Here is a 17781-nt window from a genome sequence, read left to right on the forward strand (position 1 = left end):
TTGGGTACAATACAGCCCCCTAGCTGCTGCTAATCCAGTAAATTTACGTTTGTCTCATCAGGCGAAGGAATTAGAAACTTAGGCTCAATAGGTGATGACATTACGATCAGGGTCGTATACGTGCCGTATTTATCAGATTCGATCCCGAACGCCTCAAGCCCCTGCGTGGAGTCAGACATCACCTTTAACAGATAATTGTGTTCTCCACTGATGCGGTAGCATTCGACGACATCGGGATGGTCACGGCAGAAATCAAGGAAGCCATAACAATCTCTTGTACGAAAAAGCATATAGGCAGCAGATGACCTTCCGATTTTCTCAGGGGAAATAATGGTCCGGTACTCGCTTATAATTCCTTTTTCCTCCATGCGCTTAACTCTTTCCGTTACTGCGGGTTGCGACAGTCCAACACTCTTCCCCAGCTCCGTCATGGAAATTCTCGCCTGGCCTTGAAGATGAAACAGGATTTGCTTATCAATAGAGTCCATATTTGACCACTCCTTTAATATTAAGGTTTGCCATCTGAAACTCCGTTCTTTTTAACGTTTTATGTGGATTTTATCTTTATTGGCTTATGTAATCAAGTCTGCTGATTTTATATAATGTGCTTACAATAGTAAAGCGGCCACCACTTTAACTATAGCGAAAGGATGTTGAATATGCACTATTCGAACATAATTAACCCTGACCGGCTCCCGGAACGCATCAATCAAGTAGTTGACAAGACGTTAACCGATAAGCGCCTGGCCGGTGCTGTCATCAAGGTAGCGATGGATGGGAAGGTCGTATACAGCCGGGCCGCCGGCTTTGCCGACCGTGAGCTGAACCTGGCTATGCGGGAGGACGCCTTGTTCCGGCTCGCATCGGTTTCCAAACCCATTACCTCTACGGCTGCTCTGGTGCTGGTTGCCCAAGGCCGGCTGAGCCTTGATGAACGCGTGGACCGCTGGCTGCCGGAATTTCAGCCACGCCTTACGAACGGTGAAGCCGCGGCAGTGACGATCCGCCACTTAATGACACACACCGCTGGATTAACCTACCGCTTCTTTCAGGAAGAGGGTGGTTCCTATGAGCAGGCCGGTGTATCCGATGGCATGGATCAGCCCGGTATCACGCTCGAAGAGAACCTGCGGCGTATTGCTTCTGTCCCGCTCTTATATACGCCAGGCACGAAGTGGAGATATTCTATCGCAACAGATGTGCTGGGGGCTGTGATTGCCAGAGTCACCGGTTCCACACTCAGTGAAGCCATCCATTCACTCGTGACCCGGCCGCTCGGCATGAACGACACCGGTTTTGTTGCAATCGACCCGCAGCGGCTGACCACGGCTTATGCCGATGACGTTCCGGGGCTGCGGCCTTTAGCTAGTCCAGACAGCCTTGCCTTTGTAGATGGCACGGCGGGCTTCAGGCTCGCCCCAGGCCGGGCGCTTGACTCTGCCGCCTTTCCTTCCGGGGGGGCCGGCATGGTCGGCAGCGCCGGGGATTTTCTGCAGCTGCTGGAAACCTTGCGCAAGGGTGGGGCGCCCCTGCTGCCAGAGTCCCTGGTTCACGAAATGACCACCAATCAGATTGGTGATCTGCCTATGCCCTACTGGCCAGGGAGAGGTTTTGGCTTGGGGATTACAGTGCTTAAAGACCCTATTGCCGCAGACACTGCGGAATCCCCTGGCACATGGCGCATGGGCGGCACCTATGGCCATTCGTGGTTCGTTGATCCTAAGCAGCGGCTAAGCGTGGTAGCCTTCACCAATACCGCACTGGAGGGCATGTCTGGCCCGTTTACAGTTGACCTATGCAATGCCGTCTACGGCAGATTAAATAATGAATGAACAACACAAGAGAGGGGTGCGAAATGAGCAGCGGATTAGCTTCATCCTCACAGCAAGTCTCCAGTCCGGCCGTTTCTGAGCGTCTCCCCTGGACTGGGCTGCTCGCCCTGGCTATGGCAGGGTTTATCTGTATACTAACTGAAACGATTCCCGCCGGATTATTGCTCCAGATCAGTAACGGGCTTGGAGTGACGGAGGCCATGGCAGGTCAACTGGTTACCCTGTACGCCCTGGGCTCGCTGCTTGCTGCAATTCCTTTGACTACCGCAACACGCGGATGGAGACGGCGGCCCTTGCTGTTGACATGTATCCTTGGTTTCCTTGTATTCAACACCGTTACTACGTTCTCTTCGAGCTATCCCCTGACGCTTGTGGCCCGTTTCCTAGCAGGTGTATCCGCTGGTGTCCTATGGGGAATGGTCGCAGGCTATGCCCGGCGCATGGTACCGGAGCAGCTCAAAGGCCGGGCTATGGCCGTTGCTATGACAGGAACGCCGCTTGCTCTGGCGCTCGGTGTCCCTCTCGGAACCTGGATAGGTGATCTTGCTGGCTGGCGCAATGTCTTCGGCATCCTGTCACTGCTCGCGCTGCTGCTGACCGTTTGGGTGCTCTGGAAGCTGCCGGACTATCCGGGAGAGGCCGCAGACAAGCGGCTCCCTCTCCACAGGATTTTCACTGCCCCAGGAGTACGGCCGATATTGTTTGTCGTGCTGGCCTGGGTCCTGGCCCACAATATCCTGTATACCTATATAGCTCCTTACCTTACTCAGGCCGGGCTTACCGGGCAAGTAGACTTGGTGCTGCTTATTTTCGGCATTACAGCGCTTCTTGGCATCTGGATGACCGGGATCTGGATCGACCGCCACCTGAGACTGCTGGTTCTGATCAGCATCGCTGCATTTGCCTTGGCGTCTATCCTGCTTGGTATGGGCGGCAGCCAGCCTCTCGTGATTTATCTGGCGGTTGCCGTATGGGGGTTAACATTTGGGGGAGCGGCGACGCTGCTGCAGACAGCAATTGCTATAGCTGGCGGGAAAAGTGCAGATGTGGCTCAATCAATGCTCGTGACAGCATGGAATCTGGCCATTGGAGGCGGTGGTGTGGCCGGTGGTATTCTGCTCGAAACAACGGGAGTTACTTCTTTCCCTTGGGCGTTGTTTGTCCTGCTAACCCTTGCACTTCTGGTTGCCTGGCGCAGCAGAGCATACGGATTTCCTTCCGGAAGGTGAACATGACAAGAAGAAGCGGCTTTGCCGCTCTCTGAAAGAGGGGGCGTCCCGTTGATGGGACAGCCCCACATTTGAGTTCCGGGAGCGGCCGGACCGCCTGTCCCGCAAACCCTGGCACTCGCCCGCCCCCTATTATTCCCCTCAATCTACTCCTCTTCCTCGGCAGCATCGGAGTTCGCTGCAGTGGCAGCCTCGTTCCGGCTCCATTCGAGAAACTGTATGGTATCCTCGTCCTCAGGGTCCAGCTTATGCGCAATCTCAAATTCCCTGATTGCATCCTCAAGCTGATCCAAATAATAGTGGGCATAACCTACGCGGAAATGCCATAGCGGGTCCTTTTTCCCCTGTTCGGCAGTTTTCATGAACCACTTCAGCGCTTCCTTGTAACGTCCCAGATTATTCAGCGCTCTCCCCAAATGAGTGGCCAGCTCGTCATCAATCAATATCGTAGGGGTTTCTTTGATCCGGTCTACGATTTCTTGATACTTGTCCTCCTCATGCCAAGCATTTAGTTGCGCGATAAGTTCATCTCTCATTGCTATGCCTCCTGGTAAGATTTCCTGATAATTTTCTGCTCAAGAAATACTTTACCATTTCCTTAGGGACTTTCCCATTGCAGCCGTCAACTGACTTCCATATAATCAAAAAGCTATCCCCTGGCATCTTGCGACGCTGTAGGGGATAGCCTCTTGAGAGATTAAAGATTTGTGAAGATAGAAATACAGTTAGTGATTAGTTGATAGTGAACTCAATAACCACGGGAGTCCCTGGATTGAGTGTATCGCCATTTGGAATGGTGATTGCAGTAGTGGTAACTGATGAAGTATCACCCGTCTGAATCTGTCCATTGAGGTACAGATTGTAAAACGCTGGTGCTGTCGGGAATGCAGTCGCAGCCGCGCCGGCATCATTCGTTGTGGCAGTAGCAAGAATGTTGAACGTAGCGCCTGTGCCTGTGCCACTTGCGATAGTGGCAGAGAATCTACTAACTGTTAAAAATGGTTTTACGAAAGCCATGTTCTTCACCTCCTCTACTCTATCTTATGGTAGTAGAAGAGGAAAGTGAGGGCGAAGCAGTGTCCAATTACGAAACCAGCGCAAGGAACCGCAGAAATTGTAAAATAATTGGCGTACCTGCATAGATCACGCCACTACCCGGGTTGAAATTTAAGGCAGTTGTACTCACGCTGTATGTGCCGCCTTCTTGTAATATCCCATTGACGAAAAGATCGTTATATCCATTTACACCTACAGCAGGAAAAGAAACAACCGGATTACCATTATCATTAGTAAACTGATTAGCTGGAATAACTACAGGATCAGTCAGTACTAAATCCTCGCTTGGTATAAATAGGTATCTATTTACAGAAGGTACGATAGTGACCCCGGGGAGGGGGCCAAGCGGTCCTTGGGGACCCTGAGCTCCCGCTGTCCCTTGCTCTCCCTGCGGGCCTTGGGTTCCGGGCGCTCCCGTTGTTCCCTGCGGACCTTGGGTTCCGGGCGCTCCCGCTGTCCCCTGCGGGCCTTGGGTTCCGGGCGCTCCCGCTATTCCTTGCGGGCCCTGGGTTCCAGGCGCTCCCGCTGTCCCCTGCGGACCTTGAGCCCCGGGCGCTCCTGCTGTTCCTTGCGGGCCTTGAGCTCCGGGCGCTCCCGCTGTCCCTTGCGGGCCCTGGGCTCCAGGCGCTCCCGCTGTTCCTTGCGGGCCCTGGGTTCCGGGCGCTCCCGCTGTTCCCTGCGGGCCTTGGGTTCCGGGCGCTCCCGCCGTCCCCTGCGGGCCTTGGGTTCCGGGCGCTCCCGCCGTCCCCTGCGGGCCTTGGGTTCCGGGCGCTCCCGCTGTCCCCTGCGGGCCTTGAGCCCCGGACGCTCCCGCTGTTCCCTGCGGGCCTTGGGTTCCGGGCGCTCCCGCTGTCCCCTGCGGACCTTGAGCCCCGGGTGCTCCCGCTGTTCCTTGCGGGCCCTGGGCTCCGGGTGCTCCCGCTGTCCCTTGCGGATCTTGAGCTCCGTATTCTCCCGATGCTCCTCGCTCTCCCTGCGGACCTTGGGCCCCGGGCGCTCCTGCTGCTCCCTGCTCTCCCTGCCGACCTTGAGCTCCAGGCTCTCCTGCTGTTCCTTGCTCTCCCTTCTGACCTTGGGCTCCGGGCGCTCCCGCTGCTCCTTGCTCTCCCTGCGGGCCCTGAGCCCCGGGCGCTCCCGCTGGTCCCCGTTCTCCTTGATACCCCCGTGGCCCTCGCAAACGCCGGGGGACATAAACATAAATTTTCGTTCGTCCACATCTCTTCCTTCGGATTAATTTCCTTTTCGGAGTACAGTGCTTTGATTTTTTTCTGTTGATGATTAGTTTTTTTCTTTTATATTGGAGAGATTTTTTCCGTACGGTCTTATGAAGCTTGGAGCACTTCACATAGAAACACCTCCGATTTATTTGGCGTTCTACTCAAAGAATTACAATAAGGTACAAAAAACCATTCCTCTTATGCCTATACTATGTCATCGACCAGTTCCAGGAATGGACTTCTGTCCAATCAGCAGTAGGCTGAAATCCAATTCTTAGTAAATAGGCCCTGAGCGCCCGGTCATCTTTAGGTCGGGATTGTAATGAGGAAGGTCGTGCCTTTGCCTTTCTCACTCTCAACCTCAATGACCCCTTTAACTTTATCAATTGTACTGTAGACCATGAGCATGCCCAGACCGGTTCCTTCTTCCTTGGTAGAATAATATGGCTTGCCCAGACGCGATATTTCCTCCTTCGTCATTCCAATTCCGGTGTCCTGGATACTGATGATGATATTGTGCTTTTTTTCGGATATATCAATGAAAAGCGTGCCGCCTTCCTTCTCTTTCATCGCTTCAATTCCATTTTTATATAAGTTGATCAAGCATTGCTGAATCTGGTTCCTGTCATAGCTTTTAATTAACGTATTATTGAAACTGAACTGGACGTCCACTTTGTGTATGGTGGCATAGGGCATAATGATATTTTTGGTATACTCCGCCTCCGCCTTCATGTTGGATTGAACCATGTTCTCCGATTGCGGCTTGGCAAAAGAGAGGTAGTCGCTGACGATTTTTTCCGCGCGGTTCAGCTCTTGCAGAGATAGCTCCACATAACCTTGTTGCTCTTGGGTCAGGTTTGTTGATTTATTTAATAGCTGCAAAAACCCGCTCGTAACTGTAAGCGGATTCCTTATTTCATGCGAAACACTAGCCGCCAGCTCACTGACGACATTCAGTCTTTCCGACTGCAGAATCCGGTCACGGTTCTTAAGATTGGTAATGATCCGCTCCAGTAAAATCATCAGGATGCACATCACCACAACATGAGTTGCTACCGCATCAAGAGTAAGGATCCAGAATTGATGGTCTAAGGTCTCCACAAGCATGCTTAAAACAACCAGGTAACATCCCATCGTAAAAAAAGAAATGACAGTTGCCCAAATAATCCGGGCTTTAGAGCTTAGCTTGAGGAACTTGCTACTAAATGCAGGCACCAGAATCAAAACGGCTGTTGAAAACAGAAAGGAATGGATCGTTCCCTCTCCGCCTATATAGAAACGGTAAATATTTAATATCAGATATAACGGAAGAACATTCCTGTACCCGCCAAATAGAGCTACGATAATAAACGGAATATACCGCAGATCAAAAATAAACCCCATTTCCAGTTGAATCGGCTTGGCAATACAGAGAAGCATCGTCACTGCCGACAGCAAAACAATAATCTTTCGACTATAGGAATAGGGTCTATTTTCAAAGAAAATCAGAACAAACAATACCGGAAACAGCAAAAACAAGAAATTCAGCAGCAGGGTCTCTAACAAGGGGTAACTTCCTTTCGGCTGGTGTTAACACTTATTCATTATTATAAGTAAATTTTCTGTTATTCCCAATAAAATCTATGGAAAATTATTCTTCACATAAATAAATCACTTTACGAAATCAAGTATGTATTATATATTATATTACATATAGTAAGTAAGTGAATTTACCGAAAGTAACCACACTTTAATCTAAAGGAGAATTTACAATGATATCCCCGCTCTTTGTAGGACACGGTTCACCGATGATGGCCATACAGAACACACCTTGCACGGATTTTCTTCTCTCATACGGCCAGTCGCTGAAGCCCAAAGCCATTGTTATTTTCACTGCCCACTGGGAAACCGAGGTGCTTACCATTTCATCTACGGATGATGTGTATGAGATGATCTATGATTTTGGCGGCTTCCCGAATCAATTGTATCAGATCAAATACCCTGCCAAAGGCTCGACTGCCCTGGCCCAATCCCTTGCTGAACGCTTCAGCGCGAAAGACATTCCTGTTCAGTTCGATACCAAGCGGGGACTGGATCACGGGTCCTGGGTTCCGCTCTCCCGGATGTTCCCGGTCCCTGATTGCCCGGTGGTTCAAATATCTGTGAATCCCTACTTGCCGCCTGCTCAGCAGTACCTTATTGGCGAAGCCCTTCGCGGACTGGATGAAGAAGATATCCTGATTGTTGGCAGCGGCGCAACCGTGCATAATTTCCGCACCATGAACCCGGATGCCACGGCCCCCGACCCTCAGGCTGTCGCCTTCGATGATTGGCTGATCGAGCATATGCGCAAGCAGGATTTGGACAGCTTGTTCAACTATATGTCGCTAGCTCCAAATGCCCGACTGGCCGTGCCTAGACCTGAGCATTTCGTTCCCCTCTACATCGTGATGGGCAGCGGCAATCCGGACCGTCAGCCCCAAGAGGTTCACCGGAGCTATGAAATGGGCTCGCTCAGCTATTTCTCGGTTGCATTTTAAGTGAAGGCAGCACATAGAAAAAGCAAAAAAAGACACTGGGATGAAATTCACCCTAGTGTCTTTTTGTATGGATCAAGCTTATTTTACCGCAATATAAACCTGCACTTCGTTAGCGCCGGGGTCAAGATTCCGGGACGGATAGAGTTCAAAATCGCCTGTGTACGTTCTTAACTCCGGCGATTTCTCGAAATATGCCCAGATCTCTCTCCACACCTTAGGAACCACTTCATTCATCGGGCCTTTTTCCGCCGTAAATACGAGATACTTGCTTGCCGGAATCACTACATAACTGAGCTTATCGTCCGGCTGAGACGCTGCTTCTTCACTAGCTTCATGTCCAATAACCACTGTATAAGCACCGCTTGCGTCACTTTCATAATCCGTATACAAGGAATAGAGAGGTTCGGAGCTGCCCATCCCCGCCCGTGATGCCAGGCTGCTGGTAAAATAGGTGTCCCATAGTCCCGGTAACAGCCCATTCGGCCCTGCTTCCACCTGATTTGTAGTGCGTGTGCTAACGCCAAGCAGTCTGATTTCCGGCTTTTCAACTGTATAAATAGACATCGTTCATCCCCTTATCCTTGTTATAAGGCCATTATAGCCGGGAGAAGTGGACAACATTATGTCATATTCTTGGTTATCGGGTTTCGATTATTAACGATTTTTATGATTTCTCCTTGTTCGCTAACTGCTCTTGGGCGAGCCGGATCATTTCCCGAACCATGGACCCGCCGATTTTGCCGCCAATCTGGCCCGCTGATTCTGTAGTCAGACTGCCATTGTTGCCTGGCTGCAGCGGTACACCCAGCTCTTTTGCCACCTCATATTTCACATCGTCCGGCCGGCTCAGGTCAACATTATAGCCTTCCTGCTTCATCACATTTGCTTTAAATGTCTGCATCCCCTGTTCTGCCCCCGGCACCACATATCTCCTGTTTCTACGGGCCATGCTAACCACTCCCTTTAGCTCTTTCCCCTTAACTTGCCCCGGGGCAGAAGTTTTCATCCCGCTTCCTCCGCGAACTTTATAGTTAACGCAAGTTGTAAATACAAAGTAATTTTTACTTTTATAGTAAGATCGAAGAAAACAACAACAACGATTTAGGGAATGGATCAGTTGTTGTTTTTCATTCCCTTCGTTTCTTCCAAAATTCATTTTCAAGGAGACCAAATCTATGCCACATAAACTGTCGTCAACACATCTGATTAACCAAGCTGATACTTCGATTTACTATCCGAACACTTCAACTTCTGCTTTTACTGACACAAGCTTTTACTCAAAGTGCGGTAAAACGAGTGCAACCGGAACAATTAAGCAATATGGATGTGCCATTTGTTCTTTAGGCATGTACATCTTATACAAAGGCGGTTTGTCCAACGCAACAAAATCCAATGTCTATTATGCCGTTGTGGAAGCAACCTCAAAAGGCACAAACATCGCCGCTGATTTTACGGCAAGCAGCTTTACAGCAAAAATCGGCAGCCAGAGCATCGGAGTCACCATTACCAAAATAACCGACGTTTCCGAAGAAGCAGAGAACGGCAACATCTGTATGGTAAGACTTAAGGAAGGAAGTAACTCGCATTATGTAATCGTGGACGGGTTCAATACCGCAGCTTCGGGTTTTGAGAGATATCTTGTTGCCGACCCAGACGGCGGCACTCAGAAAACGCTGGCTGACACCATGAGAAAAAGAGGCTTCACCGTCGCTGCTTCAGTCATCACTGAGAAATATAAGCTTAGCTAAACACGTTAGCCGTGGGCATGGATATCCTGCCCCCGGCTTCCTTTACCTATAAAAATGCTCGTAATAACACTTTGTTTAGCGAATGAGCACTTCCTTTGTCACCCGTGCAGGTAGCCGCTGCCAAAGAGCGAATTACTCATACCAACACTACCTGAACTGGAGGAATCGAAATGGAAATTCTGAAAACAAAGGATGCCGCAGAGCTGCTGTCCGTTAGCCAGACAACGATCAAACGCTGGGCTGCCATGTTCCCTGATTTCTTTCCAAAGGACCGGTTTGGACATTACATTTTCTCAGAGCAGGAAATCAGCCTGCTAGGGTCTATTAAAGACCGCATTACTCACGGGGAAGCCCTGGAACGCATCCATCTAACCCCCGTGAATGACGGGCAACAGCCCAAGTTGCTGCAAGAGAGCCGGGTCTCGCACACGCAGGATAAGCCAATGGAGGATATGCTGTCCCGGATCAATGATATCGAACGCTCACTCGACCATAAAGCGGACGAAGTCGTCTCGTTTCAATTGCTTCAGCAGCGCGAGGAGCTTGAGGACCTGCGGCAAATGATCAAGCAATTGGCGGTATCCCTGGAAACGATCCAGAATGGCCAATCCCCCTCTCCGTATGCAGAGCTCCACCCCGTTGCAGCCGTGAAGCTCTCGACCCCGCCAAGGAAGCGCGGCTTGCTGCGTTCCTTTTTCTCATTTCTGTAGTTTTGGATTTAACAACAAAGAACGGTTGACCCCATTATTCATGGAATCAACCGTTCAATTTTTGTCTATTTAGAACAAGCTCTTAGCGGCTTCAATCAATTGTTCCTTGGTCATCGTCTGGGAATCGGTCTGTACGTGATAGGCCACGGTTTTGCCGCCAGCTTCACTCAGCCACGTTACATCCTGATGCTTAGGACTCTCCCCGAGCAGGGATTGATCGTCCATCAGATAATGTGCGGTTAGATCTCCTATTTTGATCTCCTCGTACACTGTATTGGGCGGAACCAATTGAAGCGCCTTGGCTCCGGGAGCACCGTCTGCAATTTGCCAGGTCAGATAGAGCGACTCATTGGCCGCATTGCGGTATACAGAAGTGTAGGTCTTAATAAAATCTTGGGACGCATCGGTCTTACGCCACAGCATCCCACTCCCCGACTTCTTGCTTTCAGCCTTCATCTCATCCAGAAGCTTATAGGCATCCACGCCGAAACTGAATTGGTATGGCGAGGTTTCCATGCCTTCCACGAGCTTGAAGGTTCCCAGAAATGTGTCAGGAAGCTTCTCCCCGATACTGCGCTCCTGCAAAGCTGCCTTCCATGTGTCTAATGGAAGGACGGCTGGTTGATTAATACCGTATACAATGGGAGTTCCCTGAATCTCGCGGTCATAGTCTTTAAGATATACAACCGCTGTTTCTCCGGTATTTAATTGTGCCTTCACTTCCGCAAGCGAACCGCGAATCTTTGTCACATCCTCTTGCTTGAACTGCAGCTGCTGCTCTGTTTGATAGCTGACAGAGAGCTTCTCCTTATTATCCGTGAACAGGAGCTTACTGCCTGCATAGGCAAAGCCACACAGCATGACAAAAACAACCGCAAGCAAGACGAATTTAGGCATTTTTCTTTTGGTGGACATGAATGGTTCTCCCCTTTGCTGCATCACCTGCTGCCTGTATTCCGCCATAATCCGGTCATCCAGGTCGGAAGGACACACCCGGGAATCCCGCTCGAACGCCTCTACCAGTTGCTGTTCAATAGACAAAGCCATCCCCCTCCTTTCGCAACCCCTGACCATCAAATTGGCGGCGCAACTGCTTAAGCGCATGATGATGTCTGGATTTTACTGTGCCTAACGGTATCTTCAGCAATTCGGAAATCTCCTCCAGCGAGCAATCCTGATAGTAGCGAAGAACGATAACTTCCCTGAATTTGAGGGACAGCGTCTGCAGAATCGGAAGCAGTTCGAGCTGATCATTCAGAACAAGGAGCTGTAGCTCAGCAGCGGGATCGGATGATTTGGAGGTGGTGAGCTTCAGCTTTTCCGCGATGCGAAAAAGGCGCCACTCCTTCCGCTTCCAGTTTCGTACTTGTCTGACAATCAAGCCGTTGAACCATGAAGTGAAATTTTGTTCTGAATCATAATTCTTCAGGCTTCTGAACAGCTCCAAATAGACTTCGCTCATAATATCCGGAGCGTCTTGCTTGCTCGGAGCGAGATAGCTGATTAACCGGTAAGCATGATCACGTGTTGCTTCGTATACAACTTGAAATGCTTGTTCATCACCTTGGCTCATCCGGATAAGCCACGGGTTCAAGTCTAAGTCCTTCATAGGGCCGGCCTCCATTCGGGTCTTACAACGGATATTGGCTCAATATTCCAAAAAGGTTCAATCCGTCTGCGAAAAATTACCAATGGTTCAATTTATAAAAAGTTTAACTTCTGTTTAAGTTTATATCGAACTCTCCGCTTCTTTATTTATCCCTATTTTAAAACTGCCTTTTATGATAGGGCTATGAATATTAGGAGGGAAGAATATGAAGAATTACCGTGCCTACGCCGTTCTGCTGGCAGGAGCGATTGCTGTTAGTCAGCAGCCCGCCATACCGGCATTTGCGGCACCCGCCAGCATTCCTACAAACAAAACCAACCCGCAGAATACCGATGCTCTGGCTAAGCTGGCCTCTATCTCCATTCAGGCTGGCGTCAGTGTGAAATTGACCGATCTGCAGCTTGCGAAGGAGGAAACCGGAAATAGCCTGACCTATACACTGACTTATACCAATACAAGCGGCAGTCCTTATAAGCTTTTCAATGGATTCTCAAAAGTCACAACCCCTGAAGGCATAGAGATCAAAAGCAACGCTGTACCCGAAGATAAAAACAAAGTGGAAGTAGCCCCCAAGGACCAATTATCCGTTACATACTACGTGAATGTCCGCAAGACGAACAAGCTCAGCGGGATCAAAATTTCGATGTTCGGCTGGGACTTCAGCGGCTCCGACTACCAGAAGAAGCTGGGCACCTTTTCCATCCCGGCAACATATTCCTCATACGTCCAGCGGGGCCAGAGTAAGAAAATCACCATGAACAGCTTACCGGTATCCCTCAAGCCGGATACTCTGCAAATCTACCATTTCAACAGCAAAGCATATGCCAAAATCGCCTTAAGCCTGACAAATCTCGGCTCCAAGGTAGTGAACGCTCCCGGCTACAGGGTATACCTGGAGTCTTCCGGCGGCTCCATGTTCGAGCTTGCGCTAAGCGACACCAGCCGCGACTATAAAGTGCAACCCGGGGAGAAGAAGACCGTCTACTACCTGACTGAAATCCCTTCCTATACAAATACAAACAATATGTCTCTGTCCATCACCAAGGAAAATACAGAGCTTAAAGTGAACCTGCCTGTGGCCTCCTTCAAACTGCCTGCTGCAACATCTCCAAACCTCAGCGTAGCTTCGTATGCGACGAAGAAGCTCAGTATCAACAGCAACACCGTGGAGACACAACTGAAAAAAGCCTCCGTCACGGTCAAGGGCGACAAGGCATTATGGAATCTGCAGTTCTGGGTAAAAAATGCCGGCAACAAAGCAGTAACCCTGCCGAACTATGATTTATCCGTCAAAGCGTCAGAGGGTTATACTATCCCGGTAAATTCCAAAGCTTTCACTAGCCTTACACTGAAGCCGCTTGAGGAGCGGATTCTCCAGTTCTCCGCAGAAGTGCCGCTTGAGCTGAGTCAGGGAGCCCTTCAGCTTCAGTTGGTGGAGCCGGCAGCCGAAGGCAAGATCATCTTCCCTACGGCCTTTTACCAGATTCCTTATAAGCTGGAACAGGACCGTTACGTAAATTCAGAATATATACTCGACAACAGCTACGGAACCTTCGGCATCAATCTGGAATCCATTGAGCGTATGCCTTGGTCCGCTGAAGATGTGGTTGTAGCCAAAGTCCGCATCCGCAACACCAAAGCTTCCACGGTTACAATGCCTTCGCTCACCGGGGCGATGAAAGCCGGAACCCATGATCTGGGCAGCTCGGTTCAGGTCGTTGCAGCCGATTCAGACCCTACGCTGGCTTCAGGGGAGAGCGCCAGTTATTATGTGATCGGCAAGATCCCTTATGAGCTTAGCTTCGAGCAAATCAAAATCGAGCTTACCAGCGGTTCCGGCGATACGGCGGAGTCCTTCCTCTCATTGAACACAAGACAGGTGGCTGCTGCGGCCCCTGCGGTAGACCAAGGCAAATCGTTCCACATTGAAACGCCGGGCAAACGGGCGGAGATCAAGGAGCGCCGGACCACTGTATATCCCGGAACGAGCAAGAACATCGTGTACACAGAGCTGGAAATGAACAGCGAGGAGACCCGTAAATCGGATCAGGCTAAGCTCGTAGCGTACTATAAGACGCCCGGCGATGATTATTACGAAGCGGAAATCAGCCAATCGGAGCTGGGGACCGGACCTAAAGGCAAAAATCTGGTAACCGTGTGGAGCAAGCTGCCGGTGTCAGTAGACACCTCCAAGCTAACTCTCTATGTCGGGGAAGGCGTGAGCGAAGGCAAGCTTACGCTGCCGAGCGGAACGCCGACGGCTTACATCAACACGGTGGCGCTCGCACTGAACAAGCAAACACCTGCTCCTCTTACCGCTCTTAGCGGCGGTGTAGAACTGTTCCCTTATAGTCTCACGATAACCGGGGCTACAGGAACATTGAATGAGGGCCAAGACACCCTCTCAACCAACCTGACCTACAGCCTGGGCAAGAGCAGCATCTATGATATGGGAGCCTATGGACATAAGCTGGTTGTGCAGCTAATGGACCCTTACGGCCAAAGCCAAGAAAGAACACTGACACTCGGTACGGATCTTACACCAGGACAATTCATGACCTATTCCACAACCTTCACCAGCAGCTTATATAAGACGCTGAAAGGCGGAAATTTCATTCTTAATCTGTACGACGAGTTCCAGGGCGAGCGAATCAAGCTTGGAAGCCAAACCTACAATTTGACCTACGTCCCGACACCAAAGACTCCCGAGCCTACAAGCACCCCTGCCCCTAAGGACAGCACTAACACGAACGGTGGAGGATCATTATGAAGATAAAAAAAGGGGTCTGGATATCGGCTGTAATCATTGCGCTTGTGGCAACAGGTACGGCGGTATATACCTTATCGCCAGACAAAAGCAAGCAAGAAGCTAAAGTAACCGTCAAAACAACCGCGGTGCAAAAGGGAGACATCTCTGTCATTGTCAAAGGCTCCGGCTCTGTCAAAGCCACACACTCAGAAACCGTCTTCGCCAAGGATCAGGGGAACGTGGCCCAGGTATTTGTCAGCACAAATACTCGGGTTAAGAAAGGCCAGGTCTTGATGACGTATAAAGCGACAAATGTAGATAGCAGTCTGAGGCAGCAGCTTAACACGCTAAGGCAGAATCAAAACGCGCTGCAGGACAAACAAGACCAGTATAAGAAGCTTGTAATGGACGGCGCGGCGCAGGGTGAAGTGGACACGGCGAAACTGGCCATTGAAAGATCCAAGGAAGATATCGCGGCGACCGAGGCTGAAATTGCAGCGCTGCACAAGGATCAGACCCCTCGCGCCCCATTGACCTCACCGATGGATGGAACGATTACCAAGATTAGCGTATCTTCAGGCGGAGCAGTCGTTAACGGCGCGGAAGCCTTCAAAATTACTGATTACCAGAATCTGAGCGCAACCATCCGGGTTGACGAGCTGGATATCCCAAAGATCAAGCTGGGAATGGCTGCAACGGTTAAACTGGATGCTCTGGCAAATAAGCTCTACACCGGCAAAGTGGTCGCCATTGCAAATGAAGGCAAGATTACAAACGGTGTATCCTTATTTGATGTCACGATCCGCCTCACCGATCCCGGTGAGGTAAAGGCCGGAATGTCAGCGCAGGGGACAGTCCAAATCGAAGAGAAGAAGGGGATTCTGGTGCTTCCTATTGAATCCGTAACCCAGAAGGGCGAAAAGTATTTCGTTCAGGTATTGAACACTACGGCGAAGACAACGAGCCCGGACATAGCCCCTGTACCTGAAGAAAAGGCCGTTACCGTCGGCGTTCACGATGAGAGCCAGATTGAGATCACCAGCGGGCTGAAGCTCGGGGATCAGGTGGTTATTCCGACCGTTATCGCGCCTAGCGGCACAAGCTCAGGCTCCCAGGATCAGGGCTTCTTCGGCGGGGGCGGGGAAGACATCGGGAACGGCGGAGACGCTCCAGCCGGAGGGGGTGGACTATGAGCGGTGAACCCTTGATCCGGATTGAAAATATGGTCCACGGCTATACGATGGCAGGCGAACGGATGACGGTATTAAAAGGAATCTCGTTTACGATCAGCCACGGAGAATTTGTGGCAATCATCGGCCCGTCAGGGTCAGGCAAATCAACGCTTATGAATATGATCGGCTGCCTGGACCTTTCCAATGAAGGAAGCTATTCTCTTGACGGGCAGGATGTCAGGAAGCTGTCAGATAACCGCATGGCGAAAATCCGCAACGAGAAAATCGGATTTATCTTTCAGAGCTTTAACCTGTTGCCGAAGCTCTCCGCTGTAGAAAATGTAGAGCTGCCTCTGATTTATCGGGGCATGGCCCACAGGGAAAGAAGAAAACTGGCCGAGGTGGCACTGGAAAAGGTAGGGCTTCACGAACGGATGCATCACCGTCCCAGCGAGCTGTCCGGGGGGCAGCAGCAGCGGGTAGCCATCGCCAGGGCGCTCGCGGGCAATCCCCCCATGCTTCTCGCGGACGAACCTACCGGGGCGCTGGATACGAAGACAGGGCAAGAGGTGATGCAGATGATCAAGATGCTGAATGAACAGGGGCATACAATTATTCTGATTACGCATGATCTGGAGATTGCCAAGCAGGCGAAACGGGTCATTCGGATTCAGGATGGAAATCTGGTAGAGGATCGGAGAAATGACGAATGATCTTTTTTCAAAGCATACGCATGGCGCTTATGAGCATCATCGGCAACAAGGTTCGTTCGTTTCTTACAATGCTGGGAATCATCATCGGAGTGTCATCGGTTATTCTGCTTGTATCCGTCGGACAGGGCGTTACCGGACAGATTTCAGGTCAGCTCAGTGATCTCGGCACCAACCAGATGGCGGTAATGATCACAGGGCGGGGAGCGGTCAACTCACTGGAATATGACGAGGTGATGGCCTATGCCAAGCTCCCGGGTGTAGATCTCGTGTCCCCCAGCATCAGCAGCAACATTACAGCCAAATACCGTACCAAGAATAAAACCGTCCCGCTTGAAGGGGTAACACCAAGCTACGAGAAGGTGAAGGATTTCCATGTCCAGTCCGGCAGATTCCTGCTCGATATAGATAACCAGTACCGGCAAAAGGTAGCGCTGATCGGTTCGTCTACCGCCAAGAAGCTATACGGTACGGAGAATCCGGTGGGGCAAGATATACAGCTCAATGGCAGCACCTTCAAGATCGTTGGATTATTGCAAGCAAAAGGCACATCACTGGCCGGATCGAATGATGACAAAATCCTCATCCCCTTAGCTTCGGCTGAACGGCTGCTTCAGAGTAAAGGCATTCAGAATTTCACCATCAAGGTACTGACCGATAAAGACGTTAAGCCTGTCAAGAGCAGGATCGGAAGTATCCTTGACAAGAAGTTCCTTAAAGCTAAAGATGCTTACTTTATTTACGACTCCAAAGAGATCATGGATACTGTCAAAAAAACCACCAATACCCTTTCGATCGGACTCGCAGGAATTGCCGGAATTTCCTTGATTGTGGGCGGAATCGGGATCATGAATATCATGATTGTCTCGGTCAACGAACGAACAAGGGAAATCGGCATCCGTAAAGCCATTGGCGCTAAAAAGCGGGATGTGTTATTGCAGTTCATGATTGAGTCCATCTTCTTAAGCACCCTTGGCGGAGTGATAGGGATTGGCGCTGGATTAGGATTCACTTGGTTAGTCGGCAAGTTCACTTCATTACAGGTGGGCTATGCCTGGAATATGGTTACGATTTCGTTCTTGTTCTCCCTCTTTATCGGTGTATTCTTCGGACTATTGCCAGCCAACAAAGCAGCAAGACTCCGGCCGATTTATGCACTGCGCACGGATTAACGAACCGGGGTATTATGATATGATTGAACAAGTAGAAACGGCTACATGAAAGGATTGG

General features: G+C 50.5%; 18 protein-coding genes. 9 read left to right on the plus strand and 9 right to left on the minus strand.

What is annotated here, in order from left to right; all coding sequences use genetic code 11:
- Window positions 1-29 precede the first annotated feature (29 nt).
- On the minus strand, window positions 30-488 hold the full coding sequence (locus AC0LWN_RS13160; protein ID WP_474665940.1) for an Lrp/AsnC family transcriptional regulator: 459 nt from the start codon (window positions 486-488) through the stop codon (window positions 30-32).
- Between the two features lie 171 nt (window positions 489-659).
- On the opposite strand from AC0LWN_RS13160, the gene AC0LWN_RS13165 reads away from it, so the two are divergent.
- On the plus strand, window positions 660-1832 hold the full coding sequence (locus tag AC0LWN_RS13165; protein WP_474665942.1) for a serine hydrolase domain-containing protein: 1173 nt from the start codon (window positions 660-662) through the stop codon (window positions 1830-1832).
- Window positions 1833-1855: 23 nt separating this feature from the next.
- Window positions 1856-3061, plus strand: a complete 1206-nt coding sequence (locus AC0LWN_RS13170; protein ID WP_474665944.1) for an MFS transporter — start codon at window positions 1856-1858, stop codon at window positions 3059-3061.
- A 146-nt stretch (window positions 3062-3207) separates the two neighbouring features.
- Here the strand turns inward: AC0LWN_RS13170 and AC0LWN_RS13175 are convergent, their stop codons facing one another.
- From AC0LWN_RS13175 to AC0LWN_RS13190, 4 genes are all read right to left on the minus strand, one after another.
- Window positions 3208-3618, minus strand: a complete 411-nt coding sequence (locus tag AC0LWN_RS13175; RefSeq protein WP_474666078.1) for a tetratricopeptide repeat protein — start codon at window positions 3616-3618, stop codon at window positions 3208-3210.
- Window positions 3619-3793: 175 nt separating this feature from the next.
- Window positions 3794-4078: a DUF4183 domain-containing protein gene (locus AC0LWN_RS13180; RefSeq protein ID WP_474665946.1), complete on the minus strand. Its 285-nt coding sequence runs from the start codon at window positions 4076-4078 to the stop codon at window positions 3794-3796.
- Window positions 4079-4145: 67 nt separating this feature from the next.
- Entirely contained in the window at window positions 4146-5294 is a 1149-nt protein-coding gene (locus tag AC0LWN_RS13185; protein WP_474665948.1) for a DUF4183 domain-containing protein, read from the minus strand.
- A gap of 346 nt (window positions 5295-5640) precedes the next feature.
- Window positions 5641-6879: an ATP-binding protein gene (locus tag AC0LWN_RS13190; protein WP_474665950.1), complete on the minus strand. Its 1239-nt coding sequence runs from the start codon at window positions 6877-6879 to the stop codon at window positions 5641-5643.
- A gap of 206 nt (window positions 6880-7085) precedes the next feature.
- On the opposite strand from AC0LWN_RS13190, the gene AC0LWN_RS13195 reads away from it, so the two are divergent.
- Window positions 7086-7853 (plus strand): DODA-type extradiol aromatic ring-opening family dioxygenase, encoded by a 768-nt coding sequence (locus tag AC0LWN_RS13195; protein ID WP_474665952.1) that lies wholly within the window; start codon window positions 7086-7088, stop codon window positions 7851-7853.
- 78 nt (window positions 7854-7931) lie between these two features.
- Here AC0LWN_RS13195 and AC0LWN_RS13200 read toward each other — a convergent pair whose 3' ends face one another.
- Both AC0LWN_RS13200 and AC0LWN_RS13205 read right to left on the minus strand, forming a co-directional pair.
- Window positions 7932-8417 carry a GyrI-like domain-containing protein gene (locus tag AC0LWN_RS13200; RefSeq protein WP_474665954.1) on the minus strand — a complete coding sequence of 162 codons (486 nt, stop codon included), beginning with the start codon at window positions 8415-8417 and terminating at the stop codon, window positions 7932-7934.
- Between the two features lie 100 nt (window positions 8418-8517).
- Complete coding sequence (locus tag AC0LWN_RS13205; protein ID WP_474666080.1) at window positions 8518-8802, minus strand: alpha/beta-type small acid-soluble spore protein; 285 nt, start codon at window positions 8800-8802, stop codon at window positions 8518-8520.
- 226 nt (window positions 8803-9028) lie between these two features.
- Between AC0LWN_RS13205 and AC0LWN_RS13210 the strand changes: the two genes are divergently transcribed.
- On the plus strand, window positions 9029-9601 hold the full coding sequence (locus AC0LWN_RS13210) for a hypothetical protein (RefSeq protein ID WP_474665956.1): 573 nt from the start codon (window positions 9029-9031) through the stop codon (window positions 9599-9601).
- A gap of 170 nt (window positions 9602-9771) precedes the next feature.
- Window positions 9772-10311 (plus strand): hypothetical protein, encoded by a 540-nt coding sequence (locus AC0LWN_RS13215; protein WP_474665958.1) that lies wholly within the window; start codon window positions 9772-9774, stop codon window positions 10309-10311.
- Between the two features lie 69 nt (window positions 10312-10380).
- On the opposite strand, the gene AC0LWN_RS13220 is transcribed toward AC0LWN_RS13215, so the two are convergent.
- Window positions 10381-11352 carry a hypothetical protein gene (locus tag AC0LWN_RS13220; protein WP_474665960.1) on the minus strand — a complete coding sequence of 324 codons (972 nt, stop codon included), beginning with the start codon at window positions 11350-11352 and terminating at the stop codon, window positions 10381-10383.
- On the minus strand, window positions 11342-11920 hold the full coding sequence (locus AC0LWN_RS13225; protein WP_474665962.1) for a sigma-70 family RNA polymerase sigma factor: 579 nt from the start codon (window positions 11918-11920) through the stop codon (window positions 11342-11344). The genes AC0LWN_RS13220 and AC0LWN_RS13225 overlap by 11 nt, the downstream gene beginning before the upstream one ends.
- Before the next feature lie 205 nt (window positions 11921-12125).
- Between AC0LWN_RS13225 and AC0LWN_RS13230 the strand changes: the two genes are divergently transcribed.
- From AC0LWN_RS13230 to AC0LWN_RS13245, 4 genes are read left to right on the plus strand one after another with little or no spacing between them, the layout of a single operon-like run.
- Window positions 12126-14690, plus strand: coding sequence for a hypothetical protein (locus AC0LWN_RS13230; protein WP_474665964.1), 2565 nt, complete (start codon window positions 12126-12128; stop codon window positions 14688-14690).
- Window positions 14687-15862, plus strand: coding sequence for an efflux RND transporter periplasmic adaptor subunit (locus tag AC0LWN_RS13235; RefSeq protein WP_474665966.1), 1176 nt, complete (start codon window positions 14687-14689; stop codon window positions 15860-15862). The genes AC0LWN_RS13230 and AC0LWN_RS13235 overlap by 4 nt, the downstream gene beginning before the upstream one ends.
- Window positions 15859-16554, plus strand: a complete 696-nt coding sequence (locus tag AC0LWN_RS13240) for an ABC transporter ATP-binding protein (RefSeq protein ID WP_474665968.1) — start codon at window positions 15859-15861, stop codon at window positions 16552-16554. Before AC0LWN_RS13235 ends, AC0LWN_RS13240 begins: the two co-directional genes overlap by 4 nt.
- Complete coding sequence (locus AC0LWN_RS13245; protein ID WP_474665970.1) at window positions 16551-17723, plus strand: ABC transporter permease; 1173 nt, start codon at window positions 16551-16553, stop codon at window positions 17721-17723. The genes AC0LWN_RS13240 and AC0LWN_RS13245 overlap by 4 nt, the downstream gene beginning before the upstream one ends.
- The last annotated feature ends 58 nt before the right edge of the window (window positions 17724-17781 follow it).

This window comes from Paenibacillus sp. sgz302115, from assembly GCF_056120445.1.

Coding starts and splice junctions, on each gene's coding strand:
- AC0LWN_RS13160 (WP_474665940.1), bottom strand. CDS start 488: ATGGACTCTATTGATAAGCAAATCCTGTTTCATCTTCAAGGCCAGGCG.
- AC0LWN_RS13165 (WP_474665942.1), top strand. CDS start 660: ATGCACTATTCGAACATAATTAACCCTGACCGGCTCCCGGAACGCATC.
- AC0LWN_RS13170 (WP_474665944.1), top strand. CDS start 1,856: ATGAGCAGCGGATTAGCTTCATCCTCACAGCAAGTCTCCAGTCCGGCC.
- AC0LWN_RS13180 (WP_474665946.1), bottom strand. CDS start 4,078: ATGGCTTTCGTAAAACCATTTTTAACAGTTAGTAGATTCTCTGCCACT.
- AC0LWN_RS13195 (WP_474665952.1), top strand. CDS start 7,086: ATGATATCCCCGCTCTTTGTAGGACACGGTTCACCGATGATGGCCATA.
- AC0LWN_RS13200 (WP_474665954.1), bottom strand. CDS start 8,417: ATGTCTATTTATACAGTTGAAAAGCCGGAAATCAGACTGCTTGGCGTT.
- AC0LWN_RS13205 (WP_474666080.1), bottom strand. CDS start 8,802: ATGGCCCGTAGAAACAGGAGATATGTGGTGCCGGGGGCAGAACAGGGG.
- AC0LWN_RS13210 (WP_474665956.1), top strand. CDS start 9,029: ATGCCACATAAACTGTCGTCAACACATCTGATTAACCAAGCTGATACT.
- AC0LWN_RS13215 (WP_474665958.1), top strand. CDS start 9,772: ATGGAAATTCTGAAAACAAAGGATGCCGCAGAGCTGCTGTCCGTTAGC.
- AC0LWN_RS13225 (WP_474665962.1), bottom strand. CDS start 11,920: ATGAAGGACTTAGACTTGAACCCGTGGCTTATCCGGATGAGCCAAGGT.
- AC0LWN_RS13230 (WP_474665964.1), top strand. CDS start 12,126: ATGAAGAATTACCGTGCCTACGCCGTTCTGCTGGCAGGAGCGATTGCT.
- AC0LWN_RS13235 (WP_474665966.1), top strand. CDS start 14,687: ATGAAGATAAAAAAAGGGGTCTGGATATCGGCTGTAATCATTGCGCTT.
- AC0LWN_RS13240 (WP_474665968.1), top strand. CDS start 15,859: ATGAGCGGTGAACCCTTGATCCGGATTGAAAATATGGTCCACGGCTAT.
- AC0LWN_RS13245 (WP_474665970.1), top strand. CDS start 16,551: ATGATCTTTTTTCAAAGCATACGCATGGCGCTTATGAGCATCATCGGC.